We start from the raw sequence: 25,923 nt of genomic DNA on the forward strand, positions 1-25,923 counted from the left end.
GAATGCGAGCCTCTCCCCTGGGCCTCGCCTTCCCCCGGCCCCGAAGGTCCCCCCTGGCCTTCGGGGCCTTTTTTGTGGCGCATCTCCACCTTTCCTGCACACCCTCGGCCGGCATACTCCGGTGCACATCCACAGAGGGGACGTATTCATGCGTATGGGACTGATCATCGCCGGCATCATTCTGCTGATTGCCGGCATCTGGGTAAGCGTGGGCAATGCCAGCTACAAGGACACCGACACGGTGGCGCAGCTTGGGCCGGCCAAGATCGAAGCCACCCACGACCGTGCCGTGCCGCAATGGGTCGGTATTGCCGGCATCGTGGTCGGCGGCCTGCTGTTGGTGGGCGGCATCGCCAACAAGAAACGCTGATCGGTGGCCGGGGCTGAGAGGTTGAAAAAACACAACCTCTCAGCGACCGCACGAAAAACCGCCGCTTTTGCGGCGGTTTTTCGTTTGTGGCACAGCGCGCCCTTACAATGGCGTGATGGATGTTTCGTACCTGATCGACCCGCTCAACGATGCGCAGCGCGAAGCCGTCTGCGCCCCGCCCGGCCACTACCTGGTGCTGGCGGGCGCCGGTTCCGGCAAGACCCGCGTATTGACCCACCGCATCGGCTGGCTGACCCAGGCCGAGCGGGTGCCGCCATGGGCGATCCTGGCCGTCACCTTCACCAACAAGGCCGCCGGCGAAATGCGCGCGCGGCTTGGTGCGCTGATCCCCGGCGGCACGCAGGGGCTGACCGTGGGCACCTTCCACGGCATCGCCCACCGCCTGCTGCGCCGGCACTGGCGCGAAGCCGGGCTGCCGGACACGTTCCAGATCCTCGACGCCGACGACCAGCTGCGTTTGATCAAACGGGTAATCGCCGGCCTGGGCCTGGATGACGCCAAGTTCCCCGCACGCCAGGCCAGCTGGCAGATCAACAACTGGAAAGACGAGGGCAAGCGCCCGGACGGCATCGAACACCGCGACCACCCCGTCACCCGCACCTTCGTGCAGATCTACCAGGCCTACGAAGACGCCTGCCGCCGCGCCGGGCTGGTCGATTTCGCCGAATTGCTGCTGCGCGCGCACGAACTGTGGCTGAAGAATCCCGCCGTGCTTGAGCATTACCAGCAACGCTGGCGCTACTTGCTGGTGGACGAATTCCAGGACACCAACACGCTGCAATACGCATGGATTCGCGTGCTGGCGGGCGCCACCGGCCAGGTGTTCGTGGTCGGCGACGACGACCAGGCGATCTACGGCTGGCGTGGCGCCAAGGTGGAGAACGTGCAGCAATTCCTGCGCGACTTTCCTGGCGCGCGCACCATCAAGCTGGAGCAGAACTACCGCTCCACTTCCACCATCCTGAAAGCCGCCAACAGCGTGATCCAGCGCAACGGCAGCCGCCTGGGCAAGCAGTTGTGGACGGCCGGCGACGAGGGCGAACGCATCGCGTTGTACGCGGCCTACAACGAGCAGGACGAGGCGCGTTTCGTGATCGAACGCATCCGCGAGTTCATCGCCGAGCATGGCGACGCGAAGGACTGCGCGATCCTGTACCGCTCCAACGCGCAGTCGCGCAACTTCGAGGAGCAACTGGTCCAGCGCAACATCGCCTACCGCGTCTACGGCGGCCAACGCTTCTTCGACCGCGCCGAGGTCAAGGATGCGCTGGCCTACCTGCGCCTCACCGCCAACCGCCATGATGACGCCGCGTTCGAGCGCGCAGTGAACACACCCACCCGCGGCATCGGCGATCGCACGCTGGACGCACTGCGGCGCCGCGCCCGTCGCGAGGATGTCTCGATGTGGGAAGCCGCGTTGGGTGAATTGAGCAGCAGCGGCGAACTGGCGGGGCGGGCGAAGAATGCGGTGAAGGCGTTTCTTGGCCTGATCGATGAAATGGCGCGCAGCTTCACGGGAATCGGGAATGGGGAATCGGGAATCGATAAAGCAGATGCCGCGCTTCCCGCTGTTGATCCTCCCATTCCCGGTTCCCCATTCCCGATTGCCGTCCTCACCCTCGCCGAGCAGATCGACCACGCCATCATCCACAGCGGCCTGCGCGACTTCTACGAAAAAGACAGCCGCGGCAACGGCGAAGCCCGCGTCGAGAACCTCGACGAACTGGTCAACGTGGCCAGCCGCTTCGAGCGCACCGACGAAGACAACGAACTGGGGCTCAGCGAGCTTTCCGCGTTCCTGGCGCATGCCACGCTGGAAGCCGGCGAACACCAGGGCGAAGCCGGCGACGACTGCGTGCAGTTGATGACGCTGCATTCGGCCAAGGGCCTGGAATTCCCCGTGGTGTTCCTGGTCGGCATGGAAGAAGGCCTGTTTCCCAGCCAGCGCTCGGTGGACGACGAAGGCCGGCTGGAGGAAGAACGCCGCCTGGCCTACGTGGGCATCACCCGCGCCCGCGAAAAACTCATCGTCAGCCACGCCGAATCACGGCGCATGCACGGCACCGAAATGCTGGCCCGCCCGTCGCGTTTCCTGGGCGAAATGCCGGCCGAACTGATCGACGAAGTCCGCCCACGCGTGCACGTGACTCGCCCGATGTTCGCCGGCCGCCCCAGCGAGGTGTCCTCGTCGCTGGAAGAATCCCTGCCAGTAAAACTGGGCCAGCGCGTGAACCATCCCAGCTTCGGCGAAGGCGTGGTGATCAGTGCCGAAGGCAGCGGCGCGCACACCCGATTGCAGGTGAATTTCGAAGGCGCGGGCAGCAAGTGGCTGGTGGCGGCGTACGCCAACCTCACGCCGCTGTAGCGAACCGCTTTTTTGTAGGAGCGACTTCAGTCGCGACGCTCTTGCCTGGAAACCTCAGAGCAGAAGCATCGCGACTGAAGTCGCTCCCACAGGCCGCTCCTGCAGATCACTCCCGCAAACGCGGCACGCCATGCACGTCGCGTTCTTCCACCGCCGTCGGATGGGTATCAGGGTAGGCCGGATTGGCGGCTTGTGTGGACGGCACCACGGCTTCGCCGCGGGCCACGGCCAGCGCATTGCGATAGCAGCGCTGCGCATTGGCAAGATCGCCCTGCCCTGCGAAGGCGTCGCCGGAGGCTTCCCAGGCGGCACCGCTGGGGGCGAGCGCCAGCGACCGGTCCAGGTATTGATGGGCCTTGCCCCACAGCTTCAGACGTACGCACATGCGGCCCAGGGTGAGCAGCAGGTTCGCGTCGTTCGGGTGTGCGTCCAGCCAGCTTTCGGCGCGATGCAGGCGCGCCTCGATGTCCTCGCCGGCCAGCGCGCCGTAGGTTTCGATCAGCAATGGCGACCATTCGCGGCGCAGCGCGGATTCCACTTCGTCCATGGCTGGCAAGGTCAGGCCGAAGCTTGCGGCGCGGCGGGCATACGCATCGATGATGGCGGGTACACGACGCTGTGCCTTGGGCAACTGCGACCACAGCGTGTTGAGCGTGGCGCCATCGGCGGCGGCGTTGATGGTGGCGGACAGCACCTGGATTTCCAGCGCGGCGTAGCCGCGCGTGCCCAGTGCGGCGCTTTTCTGCAGTGGCGCCAGGGCCTCGCGGGCGCGGCGCAGGTCACCGCTGGCCAGTGCGGCCAGTGCCAGTTCACGCCATCCGGCCGGTGCCAGGCTGCCCTTGTCCGCCTCGGGTGCCAGCAGGGCCAGCGCCTCGGCCGATTTGCCTTCGCGGCGCAATACGCGGGCCCGCAACACGCGTGCTGCCTGCGGCGCCGACTGCGCCGCCTGGTTGAGCGCTTCCAGCGCGCGACCGTGTTCGCCGCGGCGTGATGCGGCCTCGGCGGACGCCAGCAGGGCCGGGCCGCGCACGCTGTGCAGGCGCGAGGCGCGGTTCAGGTCGCGCTCGGCGTCGCCATGGCGGCCTTCGAAAAGGGCGATGAGACCTTCGCCCAGGCGTTGCTGGCTGAGCCGCCGATGGCGTCGCGAGAGCGCGCCGAACGGCCAGCGCAGCAGCCGCCACGCCAGGCTGAGCAAGGCCCACACCAGTACCAGGATGACCACGGCCGCCACCACCGTGGTCTCCACCCGCCAGCCGCGCAGGCGCAGCAGGACATAGCCGGGGTCTTCGGCAATCCAATGCCAGCCGAAGGCAGCCAGCGCCGCCACGACCACCAGCAGCAGGATCCAGCGCCAGAGCTTCATCGCCGCGCTCCGCCCGCCGCCGCGCTGCTGCCAGAGCGCGCCGGTGCCGCATTGCTGGCCGCATGGGCGGGGCCACTACCGCCCGCATTCAACGCATGCACGGCGCGCAGGTTGTGCAACTCGATCAGGGCCGCGCCCAACACCACTTCGTCGCCGGCAGGTCGCGCGGCGATGAGCTTCTTGATGGTGGCCCGCGCCTGCTGCACGGCGTTGGCATCGGGGTCGAACCAGGTGGACAGGCTGGCGTCCACCCGCTGCAACGCCTCGGCGTAGGCCTTGCCGTCATGGGCCAGCAAAGCGGCTTGCGCCTGGGCCAGGTCGATCGCGGTCAACTCGCGCGCAAAGCGCGCGTCGGCCACGGCCAGCGGGGCACCGTTATCACGCTGCACGCTGACCACGCTGGCGAGCGCGCGACCGATGCGCGCCCAGCCATCCGCCGCCGGTGCCGAGGCGGCGGTATCCAGCGGTTTCAGCGGCAACTGGGTGAACGTGCCGCGCAAGTCATTCAGCTGCTGCAGCGTGCTGGTCAGATCGACCGGCTGGCTCTTGGCCAGCGCGTCGCGCTCGGCATCGATGCTCTGGCGCAGACCGGTGAAAGCGCCATCGTCCACGCCCGCCAGGGTCTGGTCGGCCAGCGTGTACGCGGCGGCGGCGCCTTGCGCGTCATGGAACAGGGTGTAGCGCTCGCTGGCCATCCGCAGCAGCGATTCGGTTTCGTCCAGCAACATGGCGTCATGGCCGGACAGGCTCTTTTCCGCCAGCTGCGCCACCGCGTCTTCCAGATGCCGCGTGCGCTGGGCCTGGCTGAGCAGGCTTTCGCGCAGTGACTGGTTGACCTGCGCCGCCTCGTTGAGGCGATGGTCGACGCTGCCGCGCTCGCCGCTGATGGTGGCCACGGTGGTCTCCAGCGCGTCGATGCGCTGGGTCAGCGCTACGGCGCCGCGACGGCTGGCGTCGCTGCCCTGCTCCTGTTGCCACTGCCGCCAGCCCACGTACGCGGCCACGGCGATGGCGACCAGCGCCAGCAGGATCGCCAGCGCCAGCATGCCGCCACCGGGGCGCGCGGGGCGCGCGGCGGCGGGAGTCCGGGCGGGACGTGCCGGCACGGGGTCGGGGCGGGAATCGCGGGGCGCAATCGGTTCGTCTGGAGTGGTCATAACGGCATGCTAAGAGGCTGGAAGGGAGAAAGCGAGCGAGGATGAAACGCGAAACGCCGCGCGCTTTTTTCGACGTGGAAGGGTGGCGGATCGACGGCCCCGGCAGCACACCGCGCGCCGTGGCTACCGCCAGCGACCTTAACCCGTCAGCCTGGCGACCCGGCGTGAAGACAGCGGCAAGTCATTTGCCCATGGCCGCCGCCAGCAGGTCATCCGCCATCGCCGAAGCGGCCTGCCTGATCCGCCCAAAGCCGGCCGCGGCCGCGATGCCTGCCAACCGCTCGCTGCTCACCACCGCGGTGGTGGCGCACAGGCGGCTCAACGCATCCGGCGGTAGCGCGGCAACAAGGTTGTGCCAGCTCTCGGCGCTGGACAGCAGCAGCAACGCCGACGCCGGCAATCGCCGCACGGCGTCGACATGGCGCCGGTCCAGCCGCGCCGGCACGCGTCGATAGACATGCACCTCGCGCAAGGCGGCGCCGCGCTCAGCCAGCGTCGTGCGCAAGATGCCGCGGCCGCCGGGTGCACTGATCAGCGCGACGGCGCGGCCATCCAGCTCGCGCAGTTCAGCCAGCGCCAGCAAGCCCTCGCTGTCCTGCCGCTGCGGCGCACGCACGTCGTTGAAACCGTGGCGCCGCAATGCACGGGCGGTGCCCTGGCCCACCGCCAGCACCAACGCGGCCGTTCGCGGCGGCGCCAGCGCCACGGCGTAGCGCACCGCCGCCGGGCTGGTGAAAATCAACATCTCGCCGGCGCATGCCGCCTGCCATTCCTGGCGCGCCGCGGCTTTGTCCACCACCTCGCGCAGGGCAAGCCCGGGCAGCAGCAGCGGCAGCCCGCCCAGCGCACGCACCTTGCGCGCGAGCCCCGCGCCACTGCCCACCGGGCGCGTGATCACCACCGTGCGGCCGCGCAAAGGCCCCGCTGGCGACGTGCCGGCAACAGCGCGCGCGTGATTCGATTCACCGATAATCATGGTGACCAGTGTAGCGGCGCCCTACACTATGCGGTTTGCTCCTTTGGTTTGGATTCCACCGACGTGACCTTGCCCGATACACCGTTGCTGGCCCGGCAGCTGATCCAGTTCATGCGCTCGACGATTCCGCTGGCCAAGGCCATGGATCTGCAGCTTGGCGGCTGTGACGCCGACAGCCTCACCCTGTTCGCGCCGCTGCAACCCAACATCAACGACAAGGGCTGCGCGTTCGGTGGCAGCCTGGTGAGCGTGATGACCCTCAGCGGTTGGGCCCTGGTCGAGTTGGCCCTGCGCCAGCGCGGCGATGATTGCGACGTTTTCGTGGGCGAATCGACGGTGCGCTACCTGAGCCCGGTATGGGCCGACTTCACCAGCGTGGCCCGCTTGCCGGTCGATGTCAGCTGGACCAGCTTCTTCCGTTCGCTGGACAGCCGCGGCAAGGCACGCATCGAGGTCAGCTGCGTGATTCCGGGCGACAACGGCAAGCCCGCCGCCACCCTGATCGCGCGCTTCGTGGCCAAACGCCGCGACGCGGCGGCGGCCGTCGCCGACGGCACGCACTGAGAGCCGCGCGCAGCGACGCACGTCTTGCGGCAGAATGCAGGGTATCGCGCTTGCCGGGGGAGCCATCCATGCGTCGCATCCTTATCGTCGTTGCCGCCGTCGTTTTGCTGGCCGGCTGTGCCACGGCCCAGCGCAAAGACGCGCTGACCAGCACACTCAACACCTACGCCGCCACCTTGCGCTGGGGCAATTTCCAGAGCGCGCTGAAATTCGTCGACCCCAAGGTGCTGGAGACAAACCCGCCCACCTCACTGGACATGGCGCGCTACCAGCAGGTGCGCGTGAGCGACTACGACGAGGGCGCCGGCCCGAGCGTGGTGGCGGAGAACGAGGTGCAGCAGGTGGTGCAACTTCACCTGATCAACATCCACACGCAGTCCGAGCGCACCGTGATCGACCGCCAGACCTGGCGCTACGACCCGGAAGCGAAGCGCTGGTGGCTCACCAGCGGCCTGCCGGACGTCACCCAGGAATAAGCCCGGCCACGGCGGCGCTGCCGCCACGCTGCCCGTATAATCGCCGGTTCACCCGAACCCGCGCGGTCGCCGCGCCTGTGGACACACGATGAACGAAATACTGCACAAGCTGCCGGAATTTGTCGGCAACCACCTGGCCTTGTCGGCCCTGTTCGTGATTCTGCTGCTGGCGCTGATCGTGATCCAGGTCAGCATGCTTTTCAGCAAGACGCGCGAGCTGACCCCGGCCGGCCTGACCGCGCTGATCAACCGCGAAAGCCCGCTGATGATCGACCTGTCCGCGATCAACGATTTCGAGAAGCGGCATGTACCCGGCGCCAAGCACCTGCCGATGAGCCAGTTCGACCCCGAGAAAAAAGACCTCGCCAACGCGCGCGACCTGCCCGTGGTGTTGATGGACAAGGACGGCCGCGGCAACGCGCCGAAGGCGGCGCAGCGGCTGGTGAAGGCCGGCTTCAGCAAGGTCCACATCCTCGCCGGTGGCGTGCTGGCCTGGCAGGCGGCGCAGTTGCCGATGGCCAAAGGCAACAAGTAAGCGGCAACAAATAACCGCCGCGTGGCGGCGAACAGCGCCGCCGGTCAGAAGCCGGTGAAACCCGCGCGACCGGTGATGATGCGCGCCAGCACCTCGGGCGCGTAATCGAACGAGTCGTAGTACAGCCGCTCCTCCGGCAGGCCCGCCTCGACGAAAAGCTGGTGGCCGGCGTCGATCATGGGCGGCGGGCCGCTCATGTAGAGATCGTGGCCGGACAGGTCGGGGTGATCGGCCAGCACTGCCTCGTGCACCAGGCCGGGCCGCTCGCCGGCACCCACGTCGGCCCCTGAAATCACCGCGTGGAAACGCACGTTTTGCGTACTCGCCGCCCAGCGCTCGGCCAGCGGTCGCAGGTACAGGTCGGCCGCGCTGCGCGCGCCCCAGTACACGTCGATCGGGCGGCGCGAACCCAGCCCGATGAAGTGTTCGACGATGGCCTTGACCGGCGCAAAACCGGTGCCGCCGGCCATGAAGATCATCGGCCGCTCCGAATCCTCGCGCGGCACGAACGTACCCAGCGGCCCTTCGATGCGCAGCCGGTCGCCGACCTGCAGCTTGCCGTCCACCCAGGAAGTGAACTCGCCGCCGTTCACGTGGCGCACGTGCAGCTCGATCATGCCGTCGTCCTGTGGACCGTTGGCGATCGAGAACGGACGATGCTGGCCATCGTCCAGCACCACATCAAGATACTGGCCCGGCAACCGCAGCAGGCGGCGCTCGCCGGGGGCCGGCACCAGGCGCAAGCCGATCACGCCGGACGCCAGCGTCCATTTCTCCACCACCATCACGCTGAGCTGGCGACGGGCGATGTCCTCGACCGAGGTGACTTCGCGCGCGCGCAACAACATGTCGCTGGTGGCTACCGCCTGGCACGGCAGGATCGCGTGCTGCGCCAGCTCGCCCGCACTCAGTGCCAGCGGCGGATTGCTGGGATATTCACAACTGCCTTCCAGCATGATCGCCTTGCAGCTGCCGCACACGCCGGCGCGGCACGAATAGGGCAAGGCCACTCCGGCTTGTTGCGCCGCCCCCAATACGGTTTCACCAACGGCCACGGGAAACTGGCGGCCAGACGCTTGGAGAGTGACGGTAAACAAGGCAAGCCCCGAATGATCCGCTGCACGCGGCAGCGTAAATACAACGACACAGGTGACGTATCGCATTGCTGCGGCGATATCAGCGATCAACAATACGGTTTCGACCGAGAGGAAGCAACGATGAGCATCTGGAAACAGCCGACCGATCTGGCCCGCATCAACGGCTGGAGCAAGGCCACCATGATGGAGACCCTGGGCATCCGCTTTACCGCCGTCGGCGACGACTGGCTGCAGGGCACCATGCCCGTCGACCACCGAGCCCACCAACCCTACGGACTGCTGCACGGGGGCGCCTCCGTGGTGCTGGCCGAGACGCTGGGCAGCACCGCGGCGATGCTGACGCTGGACCCGGAGAAGGAGGTGGCGGTCGGCCTGGACATCAACGCCAACCACGTCCGCGGCGTGCGCGAAGGCACCGTCACCGGCACCGCGCGCATGCTGCACCTGGGCCGCACCACGCAGGTGTGGGAGATCCGCATCGAAGGTGACAACGGCGTGCTGGTGTGCATTTCGCGCATCACCATGGCGGTGATCCCGGCACGTGTGGTGGCGCCGCGTTGAACGCGCCTCGCCACGCTCCACCCAACCTCTCGGCGTGCGGCACGCCATGACCGCGCAAGCACCCTATGCGCGGCTGAGCCCCGACCTGGTGCTCGATGCCGTCGGCGCCTGCGGCCTGTGGCCCGATGGCCGGTTGCTGGCGTTGAACAGCTACGAGAACCGCGTGTGGCAGGTGGGGCTGGAAGCGACGGGCGACGCGCCGGCGACGCCGGTCATCGCCAAGTTCTACCGGCCCGGTCGCTGGAGCGATTCAGCGATCGAGGAGGAACACACTTTCGCGCGGGAGCTGGCGAACGACGAGCTACCCGTCGTGGCGCCGCTGGCGTTCGATGGAAAGACGCTGCTGCACCACGACGGTTTTCGCTACGCGCTGACACCGCGGCGTGGCGGACGGGCGCCGTCACTGGAATCGGCCGAACAGCTGCAGTGGCTGGGTCGGTTGATCGCACGCATGCACGTGGTGGGCGCGCGCCAGCCGTTCGTCCATCGCAGCCGGCTCGATCGCGACACGATGGTGCAGCAGCCGATGCAGGCCGTACTCACCTCCACATTGTTGCCCGCGTCGCTGCAGGGCAACTATCGCGCGGCCGCCCATCGGCTGGATAACGCCATCGCGCAGCGACAGGAGGCGGTGGGCGAGGTGCGGCAGATCCGCCTGCACGGCGATTGCCATCCAGGCAATGTGTTGTGGACCGACAACGGCCCGCACTTCGTCGATTTTGACGACGCGCGCAGCGGCCCGGCGGTGCAGGATCTGTGGATGCTGGCCGGCGACGATGCGGCGATGGAGGCGCTGCTCGAGGGCTACCAGCAGTTCCGCGATTTCGATCACGGCGAGCTGGCGCTGGTCCCCGCGCTGCGTGCCATGCGCCAGCTGCACTACGCCGGCTGGATCGCCGAACGCTGGCACGATCCTGCCTTCCCCGCCGCCTTCCCGTTCGCCGCCGAGCCACGCTGGTGGGAGCAGCACGTGGCCGACCTGCACGAGTTGGCCGACGATCTGGAATAGGTGCCACGCGCGCGAAAACCGGGCTTTCCCCCACGCGCGCGAGCAGGCATGCTTGGCCGGATACTTTCCCCGAGCATCCCCATGAAGCGATCCAAGACCGCCGCCCTGTTGCTGATGAGCGCGGCCCCCTTGTTGTTGACCGCCTGCGACAGCGAAAGCCCGGCGCGCGAAGGCCTGTACACCTCGGTCGAGGCCTGCGTGGCGCAGACCAACGACAGCTACACCTGCCAGCAGGCCTATGCCAAGGCCGAGCAGCAAGCCGCCACCACCGCGCCGCGCTTCGCCAATCGCGAAGAGTGCGAGGCCAACTACGGCAAGGAAAAGTGCGCCGAACGCAGCGACGGCGCCCAGCATTCGTTCTTCGGGCCACTGATGACCGGCTTCTTCCTGTCGCAGATGCTGTCGCGCAACGGCGCACCGATGAACGGTTTCAACAGCGGCCCGGCCTTCCGCGACAGCAGCGGCAGCTGGCAGCGCCCGGCCGCCGGTGGCGCGACCGGCAGCGTGTATCGCGGCAGCAGCCGCACGGCGATGGTGCCGATCAGCGCCACGCCAAACCGCGCCGTCACCACCAGCCGCTCCGGCTTCGGCACCTCCGGCCACAGCCGCGGCTTCGGCGGCTGATGCGCCGCGTCGCCACGGCCGAGCGCCCCGATTGGCGCGACAAGGCCGCCGCGTGCGGCTTCGGTTTCCATACCATCGACGATGCGCCGTACTGGGACGAGTCGGCGTATTACGCGTTCAGCCTGCGCGAGATCGAGGATGACCTCGAAGCGCCCACCGAAGAGCTGCACACGATGGCGCTGGACATGGTCGACCGTATCGTCGGCAGCGAAGAACACATGCAGCAGCTGGCGATCCCCGAACCGTACCGCGACTGGATTGCGCAGAGCTGGCGCGACCGCCAGCCGCACCTGTACGGCCGCATGGATTTCGCCTACGACGGCAGCGGCCCGGCCAAGCTGTACGAGCTGAATTACGACACACCGACCTCGCTGTTCGAGGCGGCGTTCTTCCAGTGGCAATGGCTGGAAGACCAGCTGGCACGTGGCCAGTTGCCCGCCGGCAGCGACCAGTTCAATTCGATCTACGAAACCCTGGTGGAAGCGTTCGGCACCATCGCGCGCAACATCGCGCGGCCGTTCCATTTCGCCGCGGTACGCGACTCGATGGAAGACCAGGGCACCGTGGATTACCTGCGTGACTGCGCGCTGCAGGCCGGCATCGAATGCGGCGCGCTGGCGATCGAGGACATCGGCGTCTCCGGGGACGGTCGTTTCACCGATCTGGACGACAACGTGATCGGTTGCCTGTTCAAGCTGTATCCGCTGGAAGACATGTTCCGCGAATCGTTCGGCCAACACCTGCCGCGTTCCGGTCTGCAGCTGATCGAGCCGCCGTGGAAGGCGCTGCTCAGCAACAAGGGCATCCTGCCGCTGCTGTGGGACGCGCACCGCGGCCACCCCAACCTGCTGCCGGCCGAGTTCGACAACGGCGGCGCGTTGCCGCGCGGCTGGGTGCGCAAGCCTCTGCACTCGCGCGAAGGCGCCAATATCGCGATGCACCTGGACGACGGCCGCGAGCTGCGTACCGACGGCCCCTACCTGCATGGCGCGAGCATCCGCCAGGCCTGCCATCCGCTGCCACGCTTCGACGGCCATTACCCGTTGATCGGCAGCTGGGTGGTCGGCGATCGCGCTTGCGGCATCGGTATCCGCGAGGACAGTTCGCTGATTACCAAGGACACCGCCCGCTTCGTGCCGCACCTCATCGTCGAGGAACCCAGCGGCGTGTTGATCGCGTAACCGCCCGCTGCGGCATCGGCTAAGCTCGTCGTCTTTTCTGGACAGGACCCAAGCGTGCGCACTCTTCTGTTCCGCCTGATCGGCATCTTCGAAATCGCTGGCGGCCTGTACGGCGCGGTGAAGATGTTAAACCGCCTGCTGCCGCTCGGCTCCCATGACAGCGTGCTGGCGCTGATCGGCCTGGCCGTGTTCACCTTCGTGCTGGTGGCAGGCGTGCTGCTGGTGGAGGGCAGCGAACAGGGCGTGCGGCTTTCACGCTGGGCGCAACTGCTGCAATTGCCGCTGATCGCCACGCCGGTATTCAGCTACGCACTGCACAGCGGCGCCTTCATCAATGTGTTTGCCACCTTGCAGGCGACCCCGCGGCTGGGCATCGACTGGCATGTCGGCTCGCAGGGTTTCGTGCTTGCGGTGGCCGGGCCGTCGGTCTCGCGGCTGGGCATCAACCTGCTGGCATTGGTGTCGTGGTTGGTCCTTCGGCTGCGCTAGGCGGTCACTCCCCGGAAGTTTTCACGTACCGTCACAAAAGGGTTGAGTACGCTTCCGCGCCAGTCGCCCTCGGCTGCGAACGCATAGCGGAGCCTATGGCAGACGAGGGCGTAGCCGCGTCAACTCGCCTTCCCGGAGCTAATCTTGACCAATCTTTCATCTCCCCTGGTTTCCACCGGAAATGCGGGCCTGGATGCGATCCTCGGCGGCGGATTGCCGGCGAACCGGCTGTACCTGCTGGAAGGGGCGCCGGGCTCGGGCAAAACCACGCTGTCGCTGCAGTTTCTGCTCGAAGGTGCGCGACGCGGCGAGCGGGCGCTCTACATCACGCTGTCGGAAACCTATGACGAACTGACCGTGGTGGCCGCTTCGCACGGTTGGGATATCAAGGCGTTCGACGTGTTTGAGCTGGAATCAGCCGCCGATGTGCTGGGCGGCGGCACCGAGCAGTCGATCCTGCACCCGTGGGAGATGGAGCTGGGTGAGACGATCCGGCTGATCCAGCAGGAAGTCGAGCGTGTGAAGCCGTCGCGGATCGTTTTCGACAGCTTGTCGGAAATGCGCCTGCTGGCCCAGGACTCCTTGCGCTATCGCCGCCAGGTGCTGGCGCTGAAGCAGTTTTTTGGCAGACGTAACGCCACCGTCATCCTCGTCGACGACATGACCGGCGGCGAGAAAGGCGCGGACGCGCACCTGCACAGCCTCTGCCATGGCGTGATCACGTTGGAGCGGCTGACCCTGGATTTCGGCACTGCGCGGCGACGGTTGCAGGTGCAGAAGCTGCGTGGTGTCGATTTCGTCGCCGGCTACCACGACCTGGCCATTCGCAAAGGCGGGCTGGAAATCTGGCCGCGCCTTACCGCGTCATCCCACCACAGCCCGTTCAACGGCGAACCGACCCCCAGCGGGGTGGCGGCGCTGGACCGCTTGCTGGGTGGCGGCCCGCTCCGCGGCACCTGCACGCTGGTCACCGGGCCGGCGGGTACCGGCAAGACCACGATCGCCCTGCAGTACATCGACTCAGCCTGCCGCCGCGGCGAACGTTGCACCATTTACGAGTTCGACGAGCGCATCGGCACGCTGATGGCGCGTGCCAAGGCATTCAACCTGGATCTGGACAAGCACGTCGAGGACGGGCTGCTGGTGATCGAACAGATCGACCCGGCCGAGCTGTCGCCGGGCGAGTTTTCGTGGCGGGTGCGCCAGCAGGTGGCGGAGCGCCACGCGCGAATGATCGTGATCGACAGCCTGAACGGTTACCTGGCGGCCATGCCCCAAGAGCAGCATCTGATCCTGCAGATGCACGAGCTGCTCTCCTATCTCAGCCAGCAGGGCGTGGTGACCTTCCTGATCAATCCGCAAAGCGGCTTGCTCGGCAGCATGGCGACCAACCTCAATATCTCCTACGTGGCCGATGCCGTGTTGCTGTTGCGGTTTTTCGAGGCGGAAGGGCGCATCCGCAAGGCGATCTCGGTATTGAAGAACCGCGGCGGCATGCACGAGGACTGCATCCGCGAGTTGCGCATCGACTCCCAGGGGCTGCGTGTGGGCGATTCGCTATCGCAATTCAAGGGCGTGCTTACCGGCACGCCCGAGTACATCGGCGCGGCATCGCCCTTGCTGGAAAGCCGCGACGATGACCGTCGCGGTGCCTGACATGAACGCCGGGATGATCCCGATGCCAGAGGGACAACGCGTACTGATCGCCGCCCCGTTCGGCCGCGATGCGCAAAGCGTGGCGCAGCTGCTGGAACACGCCGGGCATGAAACCATGATCTGCGCCGACCTGCGCGAGCTTGGCGCACGGATCGACGTACAGACGGGCGCCGTGCTGCTCACACAGGAAGCCCTGGTCGGCAACATGGCCGCACTGAATGAAGCCCTTGAGCAACAGCCGCCATGGTCGGATGTGCCGTTCGTCCTGCTGATCGCGGCATCGGCCGGTCGCAGCGGCTGGGCCGAGGCGGCACGTCTGCAGTTTCTGGAACTGGCCACCAATTGCGTGATCCTGGAGCGACCGATCGGCAAGGGCTCGCTCACCAGCGCGGTTGCCTCAGCGCTACGCCTGCGCCGCAAGCAATTCGAGATGCGCGACCGTCTTGTCGAGCTGCGCGAGAGCGATCGACGCTTCAAGGCCATCACCAATTCCGTCGACCAGATGATCTGGACCACCCTGCCCGACGGTCTTCACGACTACTTCAACGACCGCTGGTACGAATTCACCGGTATGGCTCCGGGCACGACCGATGGCGACGGCTGGAGCGCCGTGTTCCACCCCGACGACCGGGAGCGTGCTTGGCAGCGCTGGCGTGCGTCGCTGGCAACCGGTCAGCCCTACGAGATCGAGTACCGGCTGCGCCATCACTCCGGTACCTACCGATGGGTGCTTGGCCGCGCCCAGGCGCAGCGCGACGAGGAGGGACACATCGTGCGCTGGTTCGGCACCTGCACCGAAATCCAGGATTTGGTCGAGGCACGTGAAGTGCTGTCCCGTTCGCGCGAAGAGCTGGAACAGCTGGTGGCCGCGCGCACGGCTGCACTGGAGGCCGAGATGGCCAGCCGCAGCGAGGTGGAAGCCGCGCTGCGGCAAAGCCAGAAGATGGAAGCGGTGGGTCAGCTCACCGGTGGCATCGCGCACGATTTCAACAACATGCTGGCCGGCGTGATCGCCGGGCTGGACCTGATCAAGCTGCGTATCGACAGCGGCCGTTTCGATGACGTCGAGCGTTTCATGGAAGCCTCCATCGCCTCGGCGCAACGAGCCGCCAGCCTCACCGCGCGTCTGCTGGCGTTCTCGCGCAAGCAGTCGCTGGATGCCCGGCCGCTCGACATCAATGCGCTGGTGGTCTCGCTGGAGGACTTGTTCCGCCGCACGCTCACCGAGTCGATCCGACTGCGCGTGGTGCCCGGCAAAAACCTGAGCCTGGTGGTCGCCGACAGCAACCAGCTTGAAAGCGCCCTGCTCAACCTGGCCATCAATGCCCGCGACGCGATGCCCCAGGGTGGCGAGCTGACGGTCGAGACGTCGATGGTGGAGCTGGATCAAGCCCATGTCGCGGCCGAGCCTGACATGCAGGCCGGCCGCTACGTGGCCATTGCCGTGTCAGACACCGGCGTGGGCATCAGCGAGGACATGCTGGAAAAGGTCTTCGAGCCGTTCTACACCACCAAACCCATCGGACAGGGTACGGGCCTGGGCTTGTCGATGATTTACGGCTTCGCAAGGCAGTCGGGCGGACGGGTGCGCATCCACAGCCAGCCCGGCCAGGGCACCACGGTCTCCCTCCATCTGCCCGCCAACGACGCCGCCAGCCTGGAGCAGACGCCCTCGGCCGTGGGGTGGGTGCGCGAGGGAAAGGGCCAGAGCGTGTTGCTTATCGAGGACGATCCGTCGGTGCGGATGATGGTGCGCGAGCTGCTCAATGAGCTGCAATACGAGGTGCACGAGGCGCCGAACGCGGACGCCGCACTGCCGATACTCACCTCGAATCGCACCATCGACCTGATGCTCTCCGATGTCGGCCTCCCCGGCATGAATGGGCGCCAGCTGGCCGAGATCGCCCGACGCCACCGCCCAGCGTTACCGATACTGTTTCTCACCGGTTACGCCGAGAGTGCGGCGCACCGGCCGGACTTCCTCGGCAACGGCATGGCCATGATGACGAAACCGTTCTCGCTGGAAACGCTGGCGGGCAAGATCGACGAGATGATCGCCTCGGCAACCAGCGAGCATTCGGCCCCGGCCATCTGACATATCCGCCGGATCGCGTCACGGGCGACCACGGCGACCGGCTATCATGCACGGATGTCCACGCCCGCCTTGCCCATCATCCGCCTCAAATCCGACCGCGCCCCCGGCCACCCCTGGGTGTGGTCCGCCCAGGTGCACAAGCCCGAGCAGAAATTGCCGCCCGGCAGCCTCGTCGACGTGCACGACGCGCGTGGCCGCCTTGTCGGCAAGGCGTTCTGGAACGGCCACGCGCGCATCGCGCTGCGCCTGCTGGAAACGCATCCGGATGAAACCGTCGACGCCGCATGGGTCGCCGCGCGCATCGCCCGCGCCGTACAGCTGCGTCGCGACTGGTTGCAACTGGACAAGGTCAGTGACGCCTGGCGCGTGGTGCACAGCGAGGGCGACGGGCTTTCCGGCCTGATCGTCGACCGCTACGCCGACGTGCTGGTGATCGAGTATTTCGCCGCTGGCATGTGGAAGTTCCGCGAGGCCATCCACGCCGCGCTGCTCACGCATTTCCCCGGCGCGCAGTTGTACTGGTTCGCCGAATCGCACGTGCAGAAGCAGGAATCCTTCGACTGCCGCAGCCCCGACGTTCCCGCCGCGTTCGAAGTGCACGAGCACGGCTTGCGCTTCCACGCTGCGCCCGGCTCCGGCCACAAGACCGGCTTCTTCGCCGACCAGCGCGACAACCGCAAGCGCTTCGCCGAGCTGGCCAAGGGTCGCCGCGTACTCGACCTGTGCTGCAACGCCGGCGGCTTCGCCGTGCATGCAATGGCGGCCGGCGCGCGCGAGGCGGTGGGCGTGGATCTGGACGCGGGCATCCTCGACGTCGCCCGCGCGAATGCGCAGGCCAACAACGTGTCGGTGACGTTCGAGCAGGCCGACATCTTCGACTGGGTGCGTGCGGCGGTGGCGCGCGGCGAGCAATACGACGCGGTGATCCTGGATCCGGCAAAGCTCACCCGCGACCGCAACAAGGTGATGGACGCGCTGAAGAAATACTTCGCGATGAACCGCATGGCGCTGGACATCATCCCGCCCGGCGGCCTGCTGCTGACGTGCTCGTGCACCGGTCTGGTCGGCGAAAGCGAGTTCCTGGAAATGCTGCGCCGGGTGGCACTCAACGCCGGCCGCGAGATCCAGGTGCTCGAAGTGCGTGGTGCCGGCGCCGACCATCCGTTCCGCACCGACGTGCCCGAAGGGCGCTACCTGAAGGCGGTGTTCTGCCGGGTGGATTAAGGCGACGCCCTAAGGCTCACATCGGCTTGACCGTGGCCTCGCGCACCATCCGCGCATGGCCAGCCCTCCCGATGACATCGACCCCGCCCTGCGCCGCGAAGTGCGCGCCGCCGGCCTCGTCTACGTCCACGACGACCAGCCCGGCATCCGCCGGCAGCGGTGCGGCAAGGGCTTCAGTTATCGCGACACCGATGGCCGTTGCGTGCGCGACGAAGGCCATCTGCAACGCATCCGCGCACTGGCCATTCCGCCGGCCTACGTGGACGTGTGGATCTGCGCCAACCCGCGCGGCCACCTGCAGGCCACCGGACGCGATGCGCGCCAGCGCAAGCAATACCGTTATCACGCGCAATGGCGGGCGCTACGCGACCACGGCAAGTTCGATCGCGTGCTGGCCTTCGGTGCGGCGCTGCCGGGATTGCGCCGACGTGTGCGCCGCGACCTGGCCCGCCCCGGTCTGCCGCGCGAAAAGGTGCTGGCCCTGGTCGTGCGGTTGCTCGACGACACCCTGATCCGCGTCGGCAACGAAGGCTATGCGCGCGACAACAAGAGCTACGGGCTGACCACCTTGCGCTCGCGCCACGTACGCGCCGAACGCGGCCGCCTGCGTTTCGCGTTCCGCGGCAAGAGCGGCCAGGAGCAGGAAGTGGAACTGAGCGACCGCCGCTTGGCGCGTATCGTGCGCCGCGTGCAGCAACTGCCCGGCCAACGCCTGTTCCAGTACCTGGACGACGACGGCCAACGGCAGCCGATCGACTCGGGTGAGGTGAACGACTACCTGCATGAGGCCTGCGGCGAGGACTTCAGTGCCAAGGACTTCCGCACCTGGGGCGGCACCGTGAACGCCGCCGGCGTGCTGGCGCGCACGCCGCTGCCCAAAACCGGCGGAGAGCGCGCCGTACGCAGCACGCTGGCCGCGGCGATCAAGGAAGTGGCCGCGATCCTCGGCAATACACCGGCGGTGTGCCGCGCCTCCTACATCCACCCGCTGATCCTGCAGGGTTGGCAGGACGGCAGCCTGCAACGGGCCATCGCGCCCACCGTGGCGGCCCATCCGCGCCAGCTTGAACAACACACGCTGCGCTACCTGCGCCGCCAGCTGCGGCTTGCCCGTCGCGGCGGCTGAGGCACGCCTCAGCCCGCAGCTGGCAATCGCCCGCGCAGACTCGCCGCGTCGAACGGGCCGGGTTCGGCCAGCAAGGCGCGGGCGGCGTCGACCTGGTCCCACACGTTCCACAGCAGCACGCCGCGTACGCGACCGCCGTCGAGGTAATAGATCACGCCCTCGCGGTTGGGCTCGCGCCAGTCCTCGACCACCTGCAACCGGGTGTCGAGCAGGCCCACCGCCTCGTAGCCCAGGTCGAACAGGTCCGAGTAGAAGAACGGCTGGCTGACGTAATCCCCGGCGACGCCGGCCATGGCGCGGCCGGCGTGCCGGCCCATGCCGATGGCGGCATCCTCGTGTTCCACCCGCATGCGCCGGTCCAGCGCCACGCTGTGGAAGTTGGCCACGTCGCCGGCGGCCCAGATGTCCGCATCGCTGCTGCGCAACTGCGCATCCACCACGATGCCGTTGTCGACGGTCAGGCCCGCCTGTTCGGCCAGGGCGGTGTCCGGTGTCACGCCGATGCCGGCCACCACCGCGTCCACGCGCAAAGTGCCGCCTTCGGACAGCTCCAGCTCCACGCCACTGTCGACGGCGCGCCCGCCGGTCACCTTGGTGCCCGCACGCAGCTCGACGCCATGCTCGCGATAGTAGGCATCGAGATAACTGCACAACCCGTCCGGGTAGCGGCCCGCACCGATCGACTTGCCGGGAAACAGCATCGTCACCTTGCAGCCGATGCCGCAAAGCGACGCGGCCAGTTCGCTGCCGATGAAGCCGCCGCCGATCACCGCTATGTGCGCGCCGGGTTTCGCATAGCGGCGCAACGCCTCGTAGTCGGCCAGGGTGCGGAAATCGATCAGCCGCTCGCCGCCATCGAAGCCCAGCGCGCGCGGCGTGGCGCCCGTGGCCAGCAACAGGCGGCGATAGCGATAGGTATCACCCTGTTCGTCGCGCGCCACGTGGGCCGCGCGATCCAGCGAGACGATGCACCGGCCCAGGTGGAAGCTCGCCCCGGTCTTCGCCGTGGCCAGGTCGATGTCCGCAGGCGACTTGTCGCCCTTCCACAACGCCTTGCTCAGCGGCGGGCGCTGATAGGGCGGCGACGTCTCATCGCCCACGATGCCGATATTCGCGCCGCGCTCGACCTCGGCAATGGCCTTGGCCGCCGCGTCGGCCGCCATGCCGCCGCCGATGATCAGGTAATCGTGTACGTATTCCATGATGTTCTCCTGGCTGACGTCAGCCCATGATGCGCCTATGTGATGGCGGCGGAGCGGCAAGCCCGACGCAGCTGGTGAGACGGCGCGACGTACACTGGATGCATCTACCCGGGAAAACGTTCCATGCCGCTCATCCAGATCCTGCTGATTCTCCTCGTTGTGCTGGTCGCCGCCGTGCTGCTGCTTCAGGTGGTGGCGCTGCTGCGTGGCCGCGGCGATCCCGGCCTGGGCGTGAAACTCGACGCACTCAAGGACGACAGCGCCCGCGTGGAACGCACCTTGCGCGAGGAGCAGCGCGCCGGCCGCGAAGAGCTGCAGCAGGGTTTCGATCGCTTCCGTGGTCATTTGGGTGAACAACTCGGCAACGCCTCGCAACAGCAGGCCGAGCGCATCGAAGGTTTCGCCCAGCGCCTGACCCAACTCACCGAACGCACCGACAACGGCCTGCAGTCCCTGACCCAGCGCCTGATCGACGACGCCCGCAAGGGCCGTGAGGAAGTTGCCGCCACGCTCAACCGGCTGGGCGAGCAGCAACAGCAACGGCTTGCCGCGCTCACCGCCGACAACGAAAAACGCATGGGCGAGATGCGCGCCACGCTGGAAGCCAAGCTCGGCGCGATCCAGCAGGACAACGCCGCCAAGCTGGAGCAGATGCGCGCCACCGTCGATGAAAAACTGCACGCCACGCTGGAAACGCGCCTGGGCGAATCGTTCAAGCTGGTGTCCGAACGACTCGAAGCGGTGCAGCGCGGGCTGGGCGAAATGCAGAACCTGGCCACCGGCGTGGGCGACCTCAAGCGCGTGCTGACCAACGTGAAGAAACGCGGCATCTTCGGCGAAGTGCAGCTCGGCGCGCTGCTGGAAGATATGCTCACCGCCGAGCAGTACGCCTCCAACGTCATCACCATTCCGGGCAGCAACGACCGGGTGGAGTTCGCCATCCGCATGCCGGGCCAGGACGAAGGCGACCACGTCTACCTGCCGATCGACGCGAAATTCCCGGTCGAGGATTACCAGCGCCTGCTCGACGCGCAAGAGGTCTCCGACGCCGAAGGCGCGCTGGCCGCCGGGCGCGCACTCGAACTGCGCGTGCGCGAGGAGGCCAAACGCATCCACGGCAAATACGTGGCGCCGCCGCACACCACCGATTTCGCCGTGCTGTACCTGCCCACCGAAGGCCTCTACGCCGAAGTGATCCGCCGCCCCGGCCTGTTCGAAAACCTGCAACGCGAGCACCGCGTCACCGTCGCCGGCCCCACCACGTTGAGCGCCCTGCTCAACAGCCTGCAGATGGGCTTCCGCACCCTGGCCATCGCCAAACGCTCCAGCGAGGTCTGGAAAATCCTGGGCGCGGTAAAGAACGAATTCGGCAAGTTCGGCACCGTGCTGGACCGGACCCGCAAACAACTCGACGCCGCCCGCAACAGCATAGACAGCGCCGGCCAGCGCACCCGCGCCATCGAACGCAAACTGCGCGACGTGGAATCCTTGTCCGGCGGCGCCGGCGAGGCGTTGCTGGAAGACATGCCGGCCTTGAACGATGGCACCGAGGAAGCGGGCGACGATTGAGGGGTACGTCCCTCGCGGATCACACCCCGCGGCGGGCACGCCACGGCCAGACCCGGCCCGCATGCGGGTAAACTGCCTGCTCGATCATTCAAGGATCCGGCATGAGCGACCACGCCAACCAACCCGATGTCACCCGCGAGCAGGCCGAAGAGGCAGTCCGCACCCTGCTGCGCTGGGCCGGCGACGATCCCGCGCGGGAGGGTCTGATCGACACGCCCAAGCGCGTGGCCAAGGCTTACCGCGACTGGTTTTCCGGCTACGAATCCGACCCGGCCGAATTCCTGCTGCGCACCTTCGAGGAGGTGGGCGGTTACGACCAGATGGTGGTGCTGCGCGATATCCAGTTTGAAAGCCACTGCGAGCATCACCTGGCGCCGATCATCGGCCGCGCGCATGTGGGCTACATGCCGACCAACCGCGTGGTCGGCATCAGCAAGCTGGCGCGCGTGGTCGATGGTTTCGCACGGCGGTTGCAGGTGCAGGAGAAGCTCACCGCGCAGATCGCCCACTGCATCCAGGAAACCCTGCAGCCGGCCGGCGTGGCGGTGGTGATCGATGCCAGCCACGAATGCATGACCACCCGCGGCGTGCACAAGCGCGGCGTGTCGATGGTGACCAGCCAGATGCTGGGCTCGTTCCGCGACGACGCCCGCACACGGATGGAGTTTCTGCAGTTCATCGGCCTGCAGGGCGGCCATCACTGAAGAATTTCCGGCACCGGCCGATGAGGAGCCACCGGCTGTAGCACGGCCGCCCTGACCCCTCCCCACTGTGCACATTGATCTGGTCACCCTGAGTCTGGTCGGCGCGCTGCAGGCCTTGCTGCTGGCGCCTTTGCTGCTTGCCGCCACCCGCGCCTATACCGGCGTGGCGCGCCAGAGCCTGCGCATCTGGGGCACGGTGCTGGTGTTGCAGGCGCTGGGCTGGGCGCTGATGGGTGCGCGCGACCAGATCAGCGGCTGGCTGTCGATCGTGCTGGCCAACGGCGTATTGATGATCTCCTACGCCGAGACGACGCGCGCCTTGCGCCTGCTGCTGGGCGTGCCGCCGCGACGCGGCCTGCTGGCGGCCATCGGCATCAGCGGCTGGCTCGGCATCGTGTGGTTTGCCCAGGTGCAGCCGGATTACCCGATGCGGGTGTATATCGCGACCGTGTCGCTGGGCGGCTTTCTGCTGTTGTTGCTGTGGCCGCTGCGGCATGCGCTGCGACCGGGCGGGTCGACCGCGCAGCGGGTGATGCTGCTGGTGTTGCTGGGTGCAGCGGCGGGCTGGTTTTTCCGCGTGTGCGAGTTGATATTCGGCGACGTGCCGACACCGGGCCTGCTGACCGCCACGCCGGGCAATATCGCGCAGATGATCTACAGCGCGATGGAGCCGGTATTCGCCAGCGTCGGGTTCCTGCTGATGTACAACGAACTCGCGCAGGTGGAATTGCGGCGCCTGGCGCGCACCGATGCGCTCACCGGCATGCTCAACCGGTTTGCGCTGGACGAGATGGCGCAGCGGCTTTTCCAGCAGACTTCACCGCATTCCGGCGCGGTGTTGATGATCGACATCGACCACTTCAAGACGATCAACGACCGCTTCGGCCACGCCGGCGGTGACCGCATGCTGGCTGCGCTGGCCCGCGGTATCAGCCAGTGTCTGCGCGCGGACGACGTGCTCGGCCGCGTGGGCGGCGAGGAGTTTCTGGTGCTGCTGCCCGGTACCGGCATCGACGACGCGCTGACCCTGGCCGAACGGTTGCGCACGGCGGTGTCCGGCATCCAGGTGACACTGGATGGCGAGCCGCAGACGGTAACGATATCGGTCGGCGTCGCCGTGCGGCAGGCGGAAGACAAAGGCCCCGGCGCCCTGGTTCGACGCGCCGACCGCGCGCTTTACGCGGCCAAGAACGCCGGCCGCGATCAGGTGGCCACGCTGGACGCCACGCAGCCCACCCCGACCCGCGGCGTCGCGGAATGCAGCGGCTGATGGCAAGCGCGCGGCCAAACTGATCCAATGCGCCGATGCGCTTACCGCCGACCCTGCCGCTGACCCTGCTGTTTTCCCTGTGCTGCACCGGCGCGGCCCACGGGCGCGATTATCCGGCCACGCCGTCCGGCTACCTGGCCATGATCGATGCGAGCGGTGACGGCCGCATCAGTGAGGCGGAATATGTGGGCTACCTGAGCGCCGGCTTTCGCCGCATGGACCGCAACGGCGACAACGTGCTCGATGCCGATGAACTGCCGCCCAGCCCGCGCCATACGCCGCGCAGCCTGGCGGCGTTCCAAGCCGACCTCGCCGCACAATTCCACCGGCTGGACCGCAACGGCGACGGCTCGCTGAGCGCGAAGGAACTGGCCCAGCCGCCGCGCTGAACATTCGGGCAGCGTCCACATGCGAGCGTACGGCGCGGATGGCGAATGCGCGCCATGCCGCCATGATTCCGCTATCGTGCGCTTCTTTTCCTGCGCCACCCCATGAACCCGCCGACCGCCACTCGCCATCGCGCCGCGCTGGCTTTCATCTACGTCACCGTGCTGCTGGACATGCTGGCGTTCGGCATCATCATCCCGGTGTTGCCGCACCTGATCGAGCAGCTGGCCGGCGGCGGCATTGCCAAGGCCGCGTGGTGGGTAGGCATTTTCAGCACGGTGTTCGCGATCGTGCAGTTCGTGTTTTCGCCGGTGCAGGGCGCGTTGTCGGACCGCTTCGGACGGCGGCCGGTGATCCTCGTCTCCAATCTCGGCCTGGCGGTGGATTTCGTGGTGCTGGCACTGGCGCCCACGCTGTGGCTGCTGTTCGTGGCGCGCATCCTGCTGGGCATGACCGCGGCCAGCTTCAGCACCGCCAATGCCTATATCGCGGACATCACGCCCAAGGAGAAGCGCGCGGCCGCGTTCGGCATCCTGGGCAGCGCGTTCGGGCTGGGCTTCATCATCGGCCCGGGGCTGGGCGGCTTTCTGGGCGGCATCGCGTTGCGGCTGCCGTTCTGGGTGGCAGCGGGGCTGGCGCTGTGCAACTTCCTGTACGGCTGTTTCATCCTGCCCGAGTCGTTGCCGAAGGAACGTCGCACCGCGCGCATCGAGCTGCACAGCGCGCACCCGTTCGGGGCGCTGAAGCTGCTGCGCCGCCAGCCGCAAGTATTCGGGCTGGCGGTGGTGCTGTTTCTGGTTTACCTGGCGCATTACGTGTTGCAGACGGTGTTCGTGCTGTACGCGGATTACCGCTACAGCTGGGGCCCGCAGGCGGTGGGCTATGTGCTGATGCTGGTCGGCGCCTGCGACGGTTTCGTGCAGGCGGTGCTGACCGGCAAGCTGGCGCCGCGCTTCGGCGAGCGCCGCGTGTTGCTGGCCGGCATGGCATTCGGCGTCGGCGCGTTCCTGGTGATGGGCGTGGCCGACAGCGGCAGCGTGTTCCTGTTCGGCGTCCCGTTGCTGGCGCTGTGGGGACTGGCGATGCCGCCGATCCAGTCGATCATGACCCAGCATGTGGAGCCCTCCGAACAGGGCCGGCTGCAGGGCGCGATCGGCAGTCTCGGCAGTTTCGCGGGCATCTTCGGGCCGTATCTTTTCGCGCAGGTTTTTGCGCTGTCGATCGCACCCTCCGCGTCGATCCACCTGCCCGGTGTAGCCTTCGTGCTTTCGGCCACGCTGATGCTGGTGGGCCTGGTGATTGCCGCCCGCGTCACCCGGCATCCACCGCCGGCGGTGGCCGCGCCCCTTCTCCACGAAACCCAGGAACAACCATGACCCTGTCCATGTACCAAGCCTCCGCTCCCGTCTTCATCCGCGCCCTGGGCAACCTCACCCATGTGCTGAAAAAAGGCGAGGCCCACGCCAAGGCCAAGAACGTCACCGATGAAGCCCTGCTGCAAACGCGGCTGATCATCGACATGCTGCCGCTGATCAAGCAGGTGCAGATTGCCTGCGACATGGCGACCCGCGGCATGGCCCGACTGGCCGGTGTGGAACCGCAGAGCTTCGAGGACAACGAAACCACGCTGGAGCAGGCGTACGACCGCATTGCGCGCGCCACCGACTACATCAAGAGTTTCACGCCCGAGCAGATCGACGGCAGCGAAAGCCGCGCCATCCAGCTGAAAATGCGCAGCGGCGAATTGAATTTCGAAGGCCAGACGTACCTGTTGCACTTCCTGATCCCGAACGTCTTTTTCCACTGCACCACCGCGTACAACATCCTGCGCGAGGCGGGCACGGAGATCGGCAAGATGGATTTCGTCGGCCAGGCGTAAGCCCTGCTCCCTCTCCTCCGACG

Annotated in this window: 25 protein-coding genes; 20 read left to right on the top strand and 5 right to left on the bottom strand. The window is 67.2% G+C overall.

Annotated elements, in window-relative coordinates:
• Positions 1-148: 148 nt before the first annotated feature.
• Both ASD68_RS10075 and ASD68_RS10080 read left to right on the top strand, forming a co-directional pair.
• Positions 149-370, top strand: coding sequence for a hypothetical protein (locus tag ASD68_RS10075; protein WP_056606285.1), 222 nt, complete (start codon positions 149-151; stop codon positions 368-370).
• A gap of 115 nt (positions 371-485) precedes the next feature.
• Positions 486-2,756 carry a 3'-5' exonuclease gene (locus tag ASD68_RS10080; protein ID WP_056606288.1) on the top strand — a complete coding sequence of 757 codons (2,271 nt, stop codon included), beginning with the start codon at positions 486-488 and terminating at the stop codon, positions 2,754-2,756.
• A gap of 106 nt (positions 2,757-2,862) precedes the next feature.
• Here the strand turns inward: ASD68_RS10080 and ASD68_RS10085 are convergent, their stop codons facing one another.
• The 3 genes from ASD68_RS10085 to ASD68_RS10095 all read right to left on the bottom strand — a co-directional run bounded on the left by ASD68_RS10085 (position 2,863) and on the right by ASD68_RS10095 (position 6,252).
• Complete coding sequence (locus ASD68_RS10085) at positions 2,863-4,119, bottom strand: heme biosynthesis HemY N-terminal domain-containing protein (RefSeq protein ID WP_056606291.1); 1,257 nt, start codon at positions 4,117-4,119, stop codon at positions 2,863-2,865.
• On the bottom strand, positions 4,116-5,276 hold the full coding sequence (locus ASD68_RS10090; protein ID WP_056606294.1) for a uroporphyrinogen-III C-methyltransferase: 1,161 nt from the start codon (positions 5,274-5,276) through the stop codon (positions 4,116-4,118). Before ASD68_RS10090 ends, ASD68_RS10085 begins: the two co-directional genes overlap by 4 nt.
• A 181-nt stretch (positions 5,277-5,457) precedes the next feature.
• Positions 5,458-6,252 (bottom strand): uroporphyrinogen-III synthase, encoded by a 795-nt coding sequence (locus ASD68_RS10095; protein WP_056606297.1) that lies wholly within the window; start codon positions 6,250-6,252, stop codon positions 5,458-5,460.
• Between the two features lie 63 nt (positions 6,253-6,315).
• Here ASD68_RS10095 and ASD68_RS10100 point away from each other — a divergent pair, with 63 nt between their 5' ends.
• The 3 genes from ASD68_RS10100 (at position 6,316) to ASD68_RS10110 (ending at position 7,827) form a co-directional block, all read left to right on the top strand.
• Positions 6,316-6,816: a YiiD C-terminal domain-containing protein gene (locus ASD68_RS10100; RefSeq protein ID WP_082546064.1), complete on the top strand. Its 501-nt coding sequence runs from the start codon at positions 6,316-6,318 to the stop codon at positions 6,814-6,816.
• Positions 6,817-6,884: 68 nt separating this feature from the next.
• Complete coding sequence (locus tag ASD68_RS10105) at positions 6,885-7,292, top strand: hypothetical protein (RefSeq protein WP_056082516.1); 408 nt, start codon at positions 6,885-6,887, stop codon at positions 7,290-7,292.
• An 88-nt stretch (positions 7,293-7,380) separates the two neighbouring features.
• Positions 7,381-7,827: a rhodanese-like domain-containing protein gene (locus tag ASD68_RS10110; RefSeq protein WP_056082518.1), complete on the top strand. Its 447-nt coding sequence runs from the start codon at positions 7,381-7,383 to the stop codon at positions 7,825-7,827.
• Positions 7,828-7,871: 44 nt separating this feature from the next.
• On the opposite strand, the gene ASD68_RS10115 is transcribed toward ASD68_RS10110, so the two are convergent.
• Positions 7,872-8,924 carry a 2Fe-2S iron-sulfur cluster-binding protein gene (locus tag ASD68_RS10115; RefSeq protein WP_056082521.1) on the bottom strand — a complete coding sequence of 351 codons (1,053 nt, stop codon included), beginning with the start codon at positions 8,922-8,924 and terminating at the stop codon, positions 7,872-7,874.
• A gap of 120 nt (positions 8,925-9,044) precedes the next feature.
• On the opposite strand from ASD68_RS10115, the gene ASD68_RS10120 reads away from it, so the two are divergent.
• The 9 genes from ASD68_RS10120 to ASD68_RS10160 all read left to right on the top strand — a co-directional run bounded on the left by ASD68_RS10120 (position 9,045) and on the right by ASD68_RS10160 (position 18,889).
• On the top strand, positions 9,045-9,485 hold the full coding sequence (locus ASD68_RS10120) for a hotdog fold thioesterase (RefSeq protein WP_056607475.1): 441 nt from the start codon (positions 9,045-9,047) through the stop codon (positions 9,483-9,485).
• 46 nt (positions 9,486-9,531) lie between these two features.
• A complete protein-coding gene (locus ASD68_RS10125) occupies positions 9,532-10,494 on the top strand; it encodes a serine/threonine protein kinase (RefSeq protein ID WP_056606300.1) in 963 nt (320 codons plus the stop codon).
• Positions 10,495-10,575: 81 nt separating this feature from the next.
• On the top strand, positions 10,576-11,118 hold the full coding sequence (locus tag ASD68_RS10130; protein ID WP_056606303.1) for a DUF1190 domain-containing protein: 543 nt from the start codon (positions 10,576-10,578) through the stop codon (positions 11,116-11,118).
• The gene (locus tag ASD68_RS10135; protein WP_056606305.1) at positions 11,118-12,299 is read left to right on the top strand and encodes a glutathionylspermidine synthase family protein; all 1,182 of its coding nucleotides are present in this window, start codon (positions 11,118-11,120) and stop codon (positions 12,297-12,299) included. Before ASD68_RS10130 ends, ASD68_RS10135 begins: the two co-directional genes overlap by 1 nt.
• Positions 12,300-12,353: 54 nt before the next feature.
• The gene (locus ASD68_RS10140; protein WP_056606308.1) at positions 12,354-12,788 is read left to right on the top strand and encodes a hypothetical protein; all 435 of its coding nucleotides are present in this window, start codon (positions 12,354-12,356) and stop codon (positions 12,786-12,788) included.
• A 144-nt stretch (positions 12,789-12,932) separates the two neighbouring features.
• Positions 12,933-14,444, top strand: a complete 1,512-nt coding sequence (locus ASD68_RS10145) for an ATPase domain-containing protein (RefSeq protein ID WP_056606310.1) — start codon at positions 12,933-12,935, stop codon at positions 14,442-14,444.
• A gap of 22 nt (positions 14,445-14,466) precedes the next feature.
• On the top strand, positions 14,467-16,539 hold the full coding sequence (locus tag ASD68_RS10150) for a PAS domain-containing hybrid sensor histidine kinase/response regulator (protein WP_200945367.1): 2,073 nt from the start codon (positions 14,467-14,469) through the stop codon (positions 16,537-16,539).
• 54 nt (positions 16,540-16,593) lie between these two features.
• Positions 16,594-17,763: a class I SAM-dependent rRNA methyltransferase gene (locus ASD68_RS10155; protein ID WP_056606313.1), complete on the top strand. Its 1,170-nt coding sequence runs from the start codon at positions 16,594-16,596 to the stop codon at positions 17,761-17,763.
• A gap of 55 nt (positions 17,764-17,818) precedes the next feature.
• Entirely contained in the window at positions 17,819-18,889 is a 1,071-nt protein-coding gene (locus ASD68_RS10160; RefSeq protein WP_056606316.1) for a DNA topoisomerase IB, read from the top strand.
• A gap of 8 nt (positions 18,890-18,897) precedes the next feature.
• Here ASD68_RS10160 and ASD68_RS10165 read toward each other — a convergent pair whose 3' ends face one another.
• Entirely contained in the window at positions 18,898-20,091 is a 1,194-nt protein-coding gene (locus tag ASD68_RS10165) for an FAD-dependent oxidoreductase (protein WP_056606319.1), read from the bottom strand.
• 123 nt (positions 20,092-20,214) lie between these two features.
• Between ASD68_RS10165 and rmuC the strand changes: the two genes are divergently transcribed.
• The 6 genes from rmuC to ASD68_RS10195 all read left to right on the top strand — a co-directional run bounded on the left by rmuC (position 20,215) and on the right by ASD68_RS10195 (position 25,900).
• Positions 20,215-21,660, top strand: a complete 1,446-nt coding sequence (gene rmuC, locus ASD68_RS10170; RefSeq protein ID WP_056606322.1) for a DNA recombination protein RmuC — start codon at positions 20,215-20,217, stop codon at positions 21,658-21,660.
• Positions 21,661-21,761: 101 nt separating this feature from the next.
• Positions 21,762-22,364, top strand: coding sequence for a GTP cyclohydrolase I FolE (folE, locus tag ASD68_RS10175; protein WP_007081559.1), 603 nt, complete (start codon positions 21,762-21,764; stop codon positions 22,362-22,364).
• A 67-nt stretch (positions 22,365-22,431) separates the two neighbouring features.
• Positions 22,432-23,634 carry a GGDEF domain-containing protein gene (locus ASD68_RS10180; protein ID WP_056606326.1) on the top strand — a complete coding sequence of 401 codons (1,203 nt, stop codon included), beginning with the start codon at positions 22,432-22,434 and terminating at the stop codon, positions 23,632-23,634.
• Positions 23,635-23,669: 35 nt separating this feature from the next.
• A complete protein-coding gene (locus tag ASD68_RS10185) occupies positions 23,670-24,023 on the top strand; it encodes a hypothetical protein (protein WP_056606329.1) in 354 nt (117 codons plus the stop codon).
• 102 nt (positions 24,024-24,125) lie between these two features.
• The gene (locus ASD68_RS10190) at positions 24,126-25,397 is read left to right on the top strand and encodes a TCR/Tet family MFS transporter (protein ID WP_056606332.1); all 1,272 of its coding nucleotides are present in this window, start codon (positions 24,126-24,128) and stop codon (positions 25,395-25,397) included.
• Positions 25,394-25,900, top strand: a complete 507-nt coding sequence (locus tag ASD68_RS10195) for a DUF1993 domain-containing protein (RefSeq protein ID WP_056606335.1) — start codon at positions 25,394-25,396, stop codon at positions 25,898-25,900. The genes ASD68_RS10190 and ASD68_RS10195 overlap by 4 nt, the downstream gene beginning before the upstream one ends.
• Positions 25,901-25,923 lie beyond the last annotated feature (23 nt).

The organism is Rhodanobacter sp. Root627 (assembly GCF_001427835.1).
In the GTDB taxonomy this organism is placed as follows: domain Bacteria; phylum Pseudomonadota; class Gammaproteobacteria; order Xanthomonadales; family Rhodanobacteraceae; genus Rhodanobacter; species Rhodanobacter ginsenosidimutans.

Coding starts and splice junctions, on each gene's coding strand:
- ASD68_RS10075 (WP_056606285.1), top strand. CDS start 149: ATGCGTATGGGACTGATCATCGCCGGCATCATTCTGCTGATTGCCGGC.
- ASD68_RS10080 (WP_056606288.1), top strand. CDS start 486: ATGGATGTTTCGTACCTGATCGACCCGCTCAACGATGCGCAGCGCGAA.
- ASD68_RS10085 (WP_056606291.1), bottom strand. CDS start 4,119: ATGAAGCTCTGGCGCTGGATCCTGCTGCTGGTGGTCGTGGCGGCGCTG.
- ASD68_RS10090 (WP_056606294.1), bottom strand. CDS start 5,276: ATGACCACTCCAGACGAACCGATTGCGCCCCGCGATTCCCGCCCCGAC.
- ASD68_RS10095 (WP_056606297.1), bottom strand. CDS start 6,252: ATGATTATCGGTGAATCGAATCACGCGCGCGCTGTTGCCGGCACGTCG.
- ASD68_RS10105 (WP_056082516.1), top strand. CDS start 6,885: ATGCGTCGCATCCTTATCGTCGTTGCCGCCGTCGTTTTGCTGGCCGGC.
- ASD68_RS10110 (WP_056082518.1), top strand. CDS start 7,381: ATGAACGAAATACTGCACAAGCTGCCGGAATTTGTCGGCAACCACCTG.
- ASD68_RS10120 (WP_056607475.1), top strand. CDS start 9,045: ATGAGCATCTGGAAACAGCCGACCGATCTGGCCCGCATCAACGGCTGG.
- ASD68_RS10125 (WP_056606300.1), top strand. CDS start 9,532: ATGACCGCGCAAGCACCCTATGCGCGGCTGAGCCCCGACCTGGTGCTC.
- ASD68_RS10130 (WP_056606303.1), top strand. CDS start 10,576: ATGAAGCGATCCAAGACCGCCGCCCTGTTGCTGATGAGCGCGGCCCCC.
- ASD68_RS10135 (WP_056606305.1), top strand. CDS start 11,118: ATGCGCCGCGTCGCCACGGCCGAGCGCCCCGATTGGCGCGACAAGGCC.
- ASD68_RS10150 (WP_200945367.1), top strand. CDS start 14,467: ATGCCAGAGGGACAACGCGTACTGATCGCCGCCCCGTTCGGCCGCGAT.
- ASD68_RS10155 (WP_056606313.1), top strand. CDS start 16,594: ATGTCCACGCCCGCCTTGCCCATCATCCGCCTCAAATCCGACCGCGCC.
- ASD68_RS10160 (WP_056606316.1), top strand. CDS start 17,819: ATGGCCAGCCCTCCCGATGACATCGACCCCGCCCTGCGCCGCGAAGTG.
- ASD68_RS10165 (WP_056606319.1), bottom strand. CDS start 20,091: ATGGAATACGTACACGATTACCTGATCATCGGCGGCGGCATGGCGGCC.
- rmuC (WP_056606322.1), top strand. CDS start 20,215: ATGCCGCTCATCCAGATCCTGCTGATTCTCCTCGTTGTGCTGGTCGCC.
- folE (WP_007081559.1), top strand. CDS start 21,762: ATGAGCGACCACGCCAACCAACCCGATGTCACCCGCGAGCAGGCCGAA.
- ASD68_RS10185 (WP_056606329.1), top strand. CDS start 23,670: ATGCGCTTACCGCCGACCCTGCCGCTGACCCTGCTGTTTTCCCTGTGC.
- ASD68_RS10190 (WP_056606332.1), top strand. CDS start 24,126: ATGAACCCGCCGACCGCCACTCGCCATCGCGCCGCGCTGGCTTTCATC.
- ASD68_RS10195 (WP_056606335.1), top strand. CDS start 25,394: ATGACCCTGTCCATGTACCAAGCCTCCGCTCCCGTCTTCATCCGCGCC.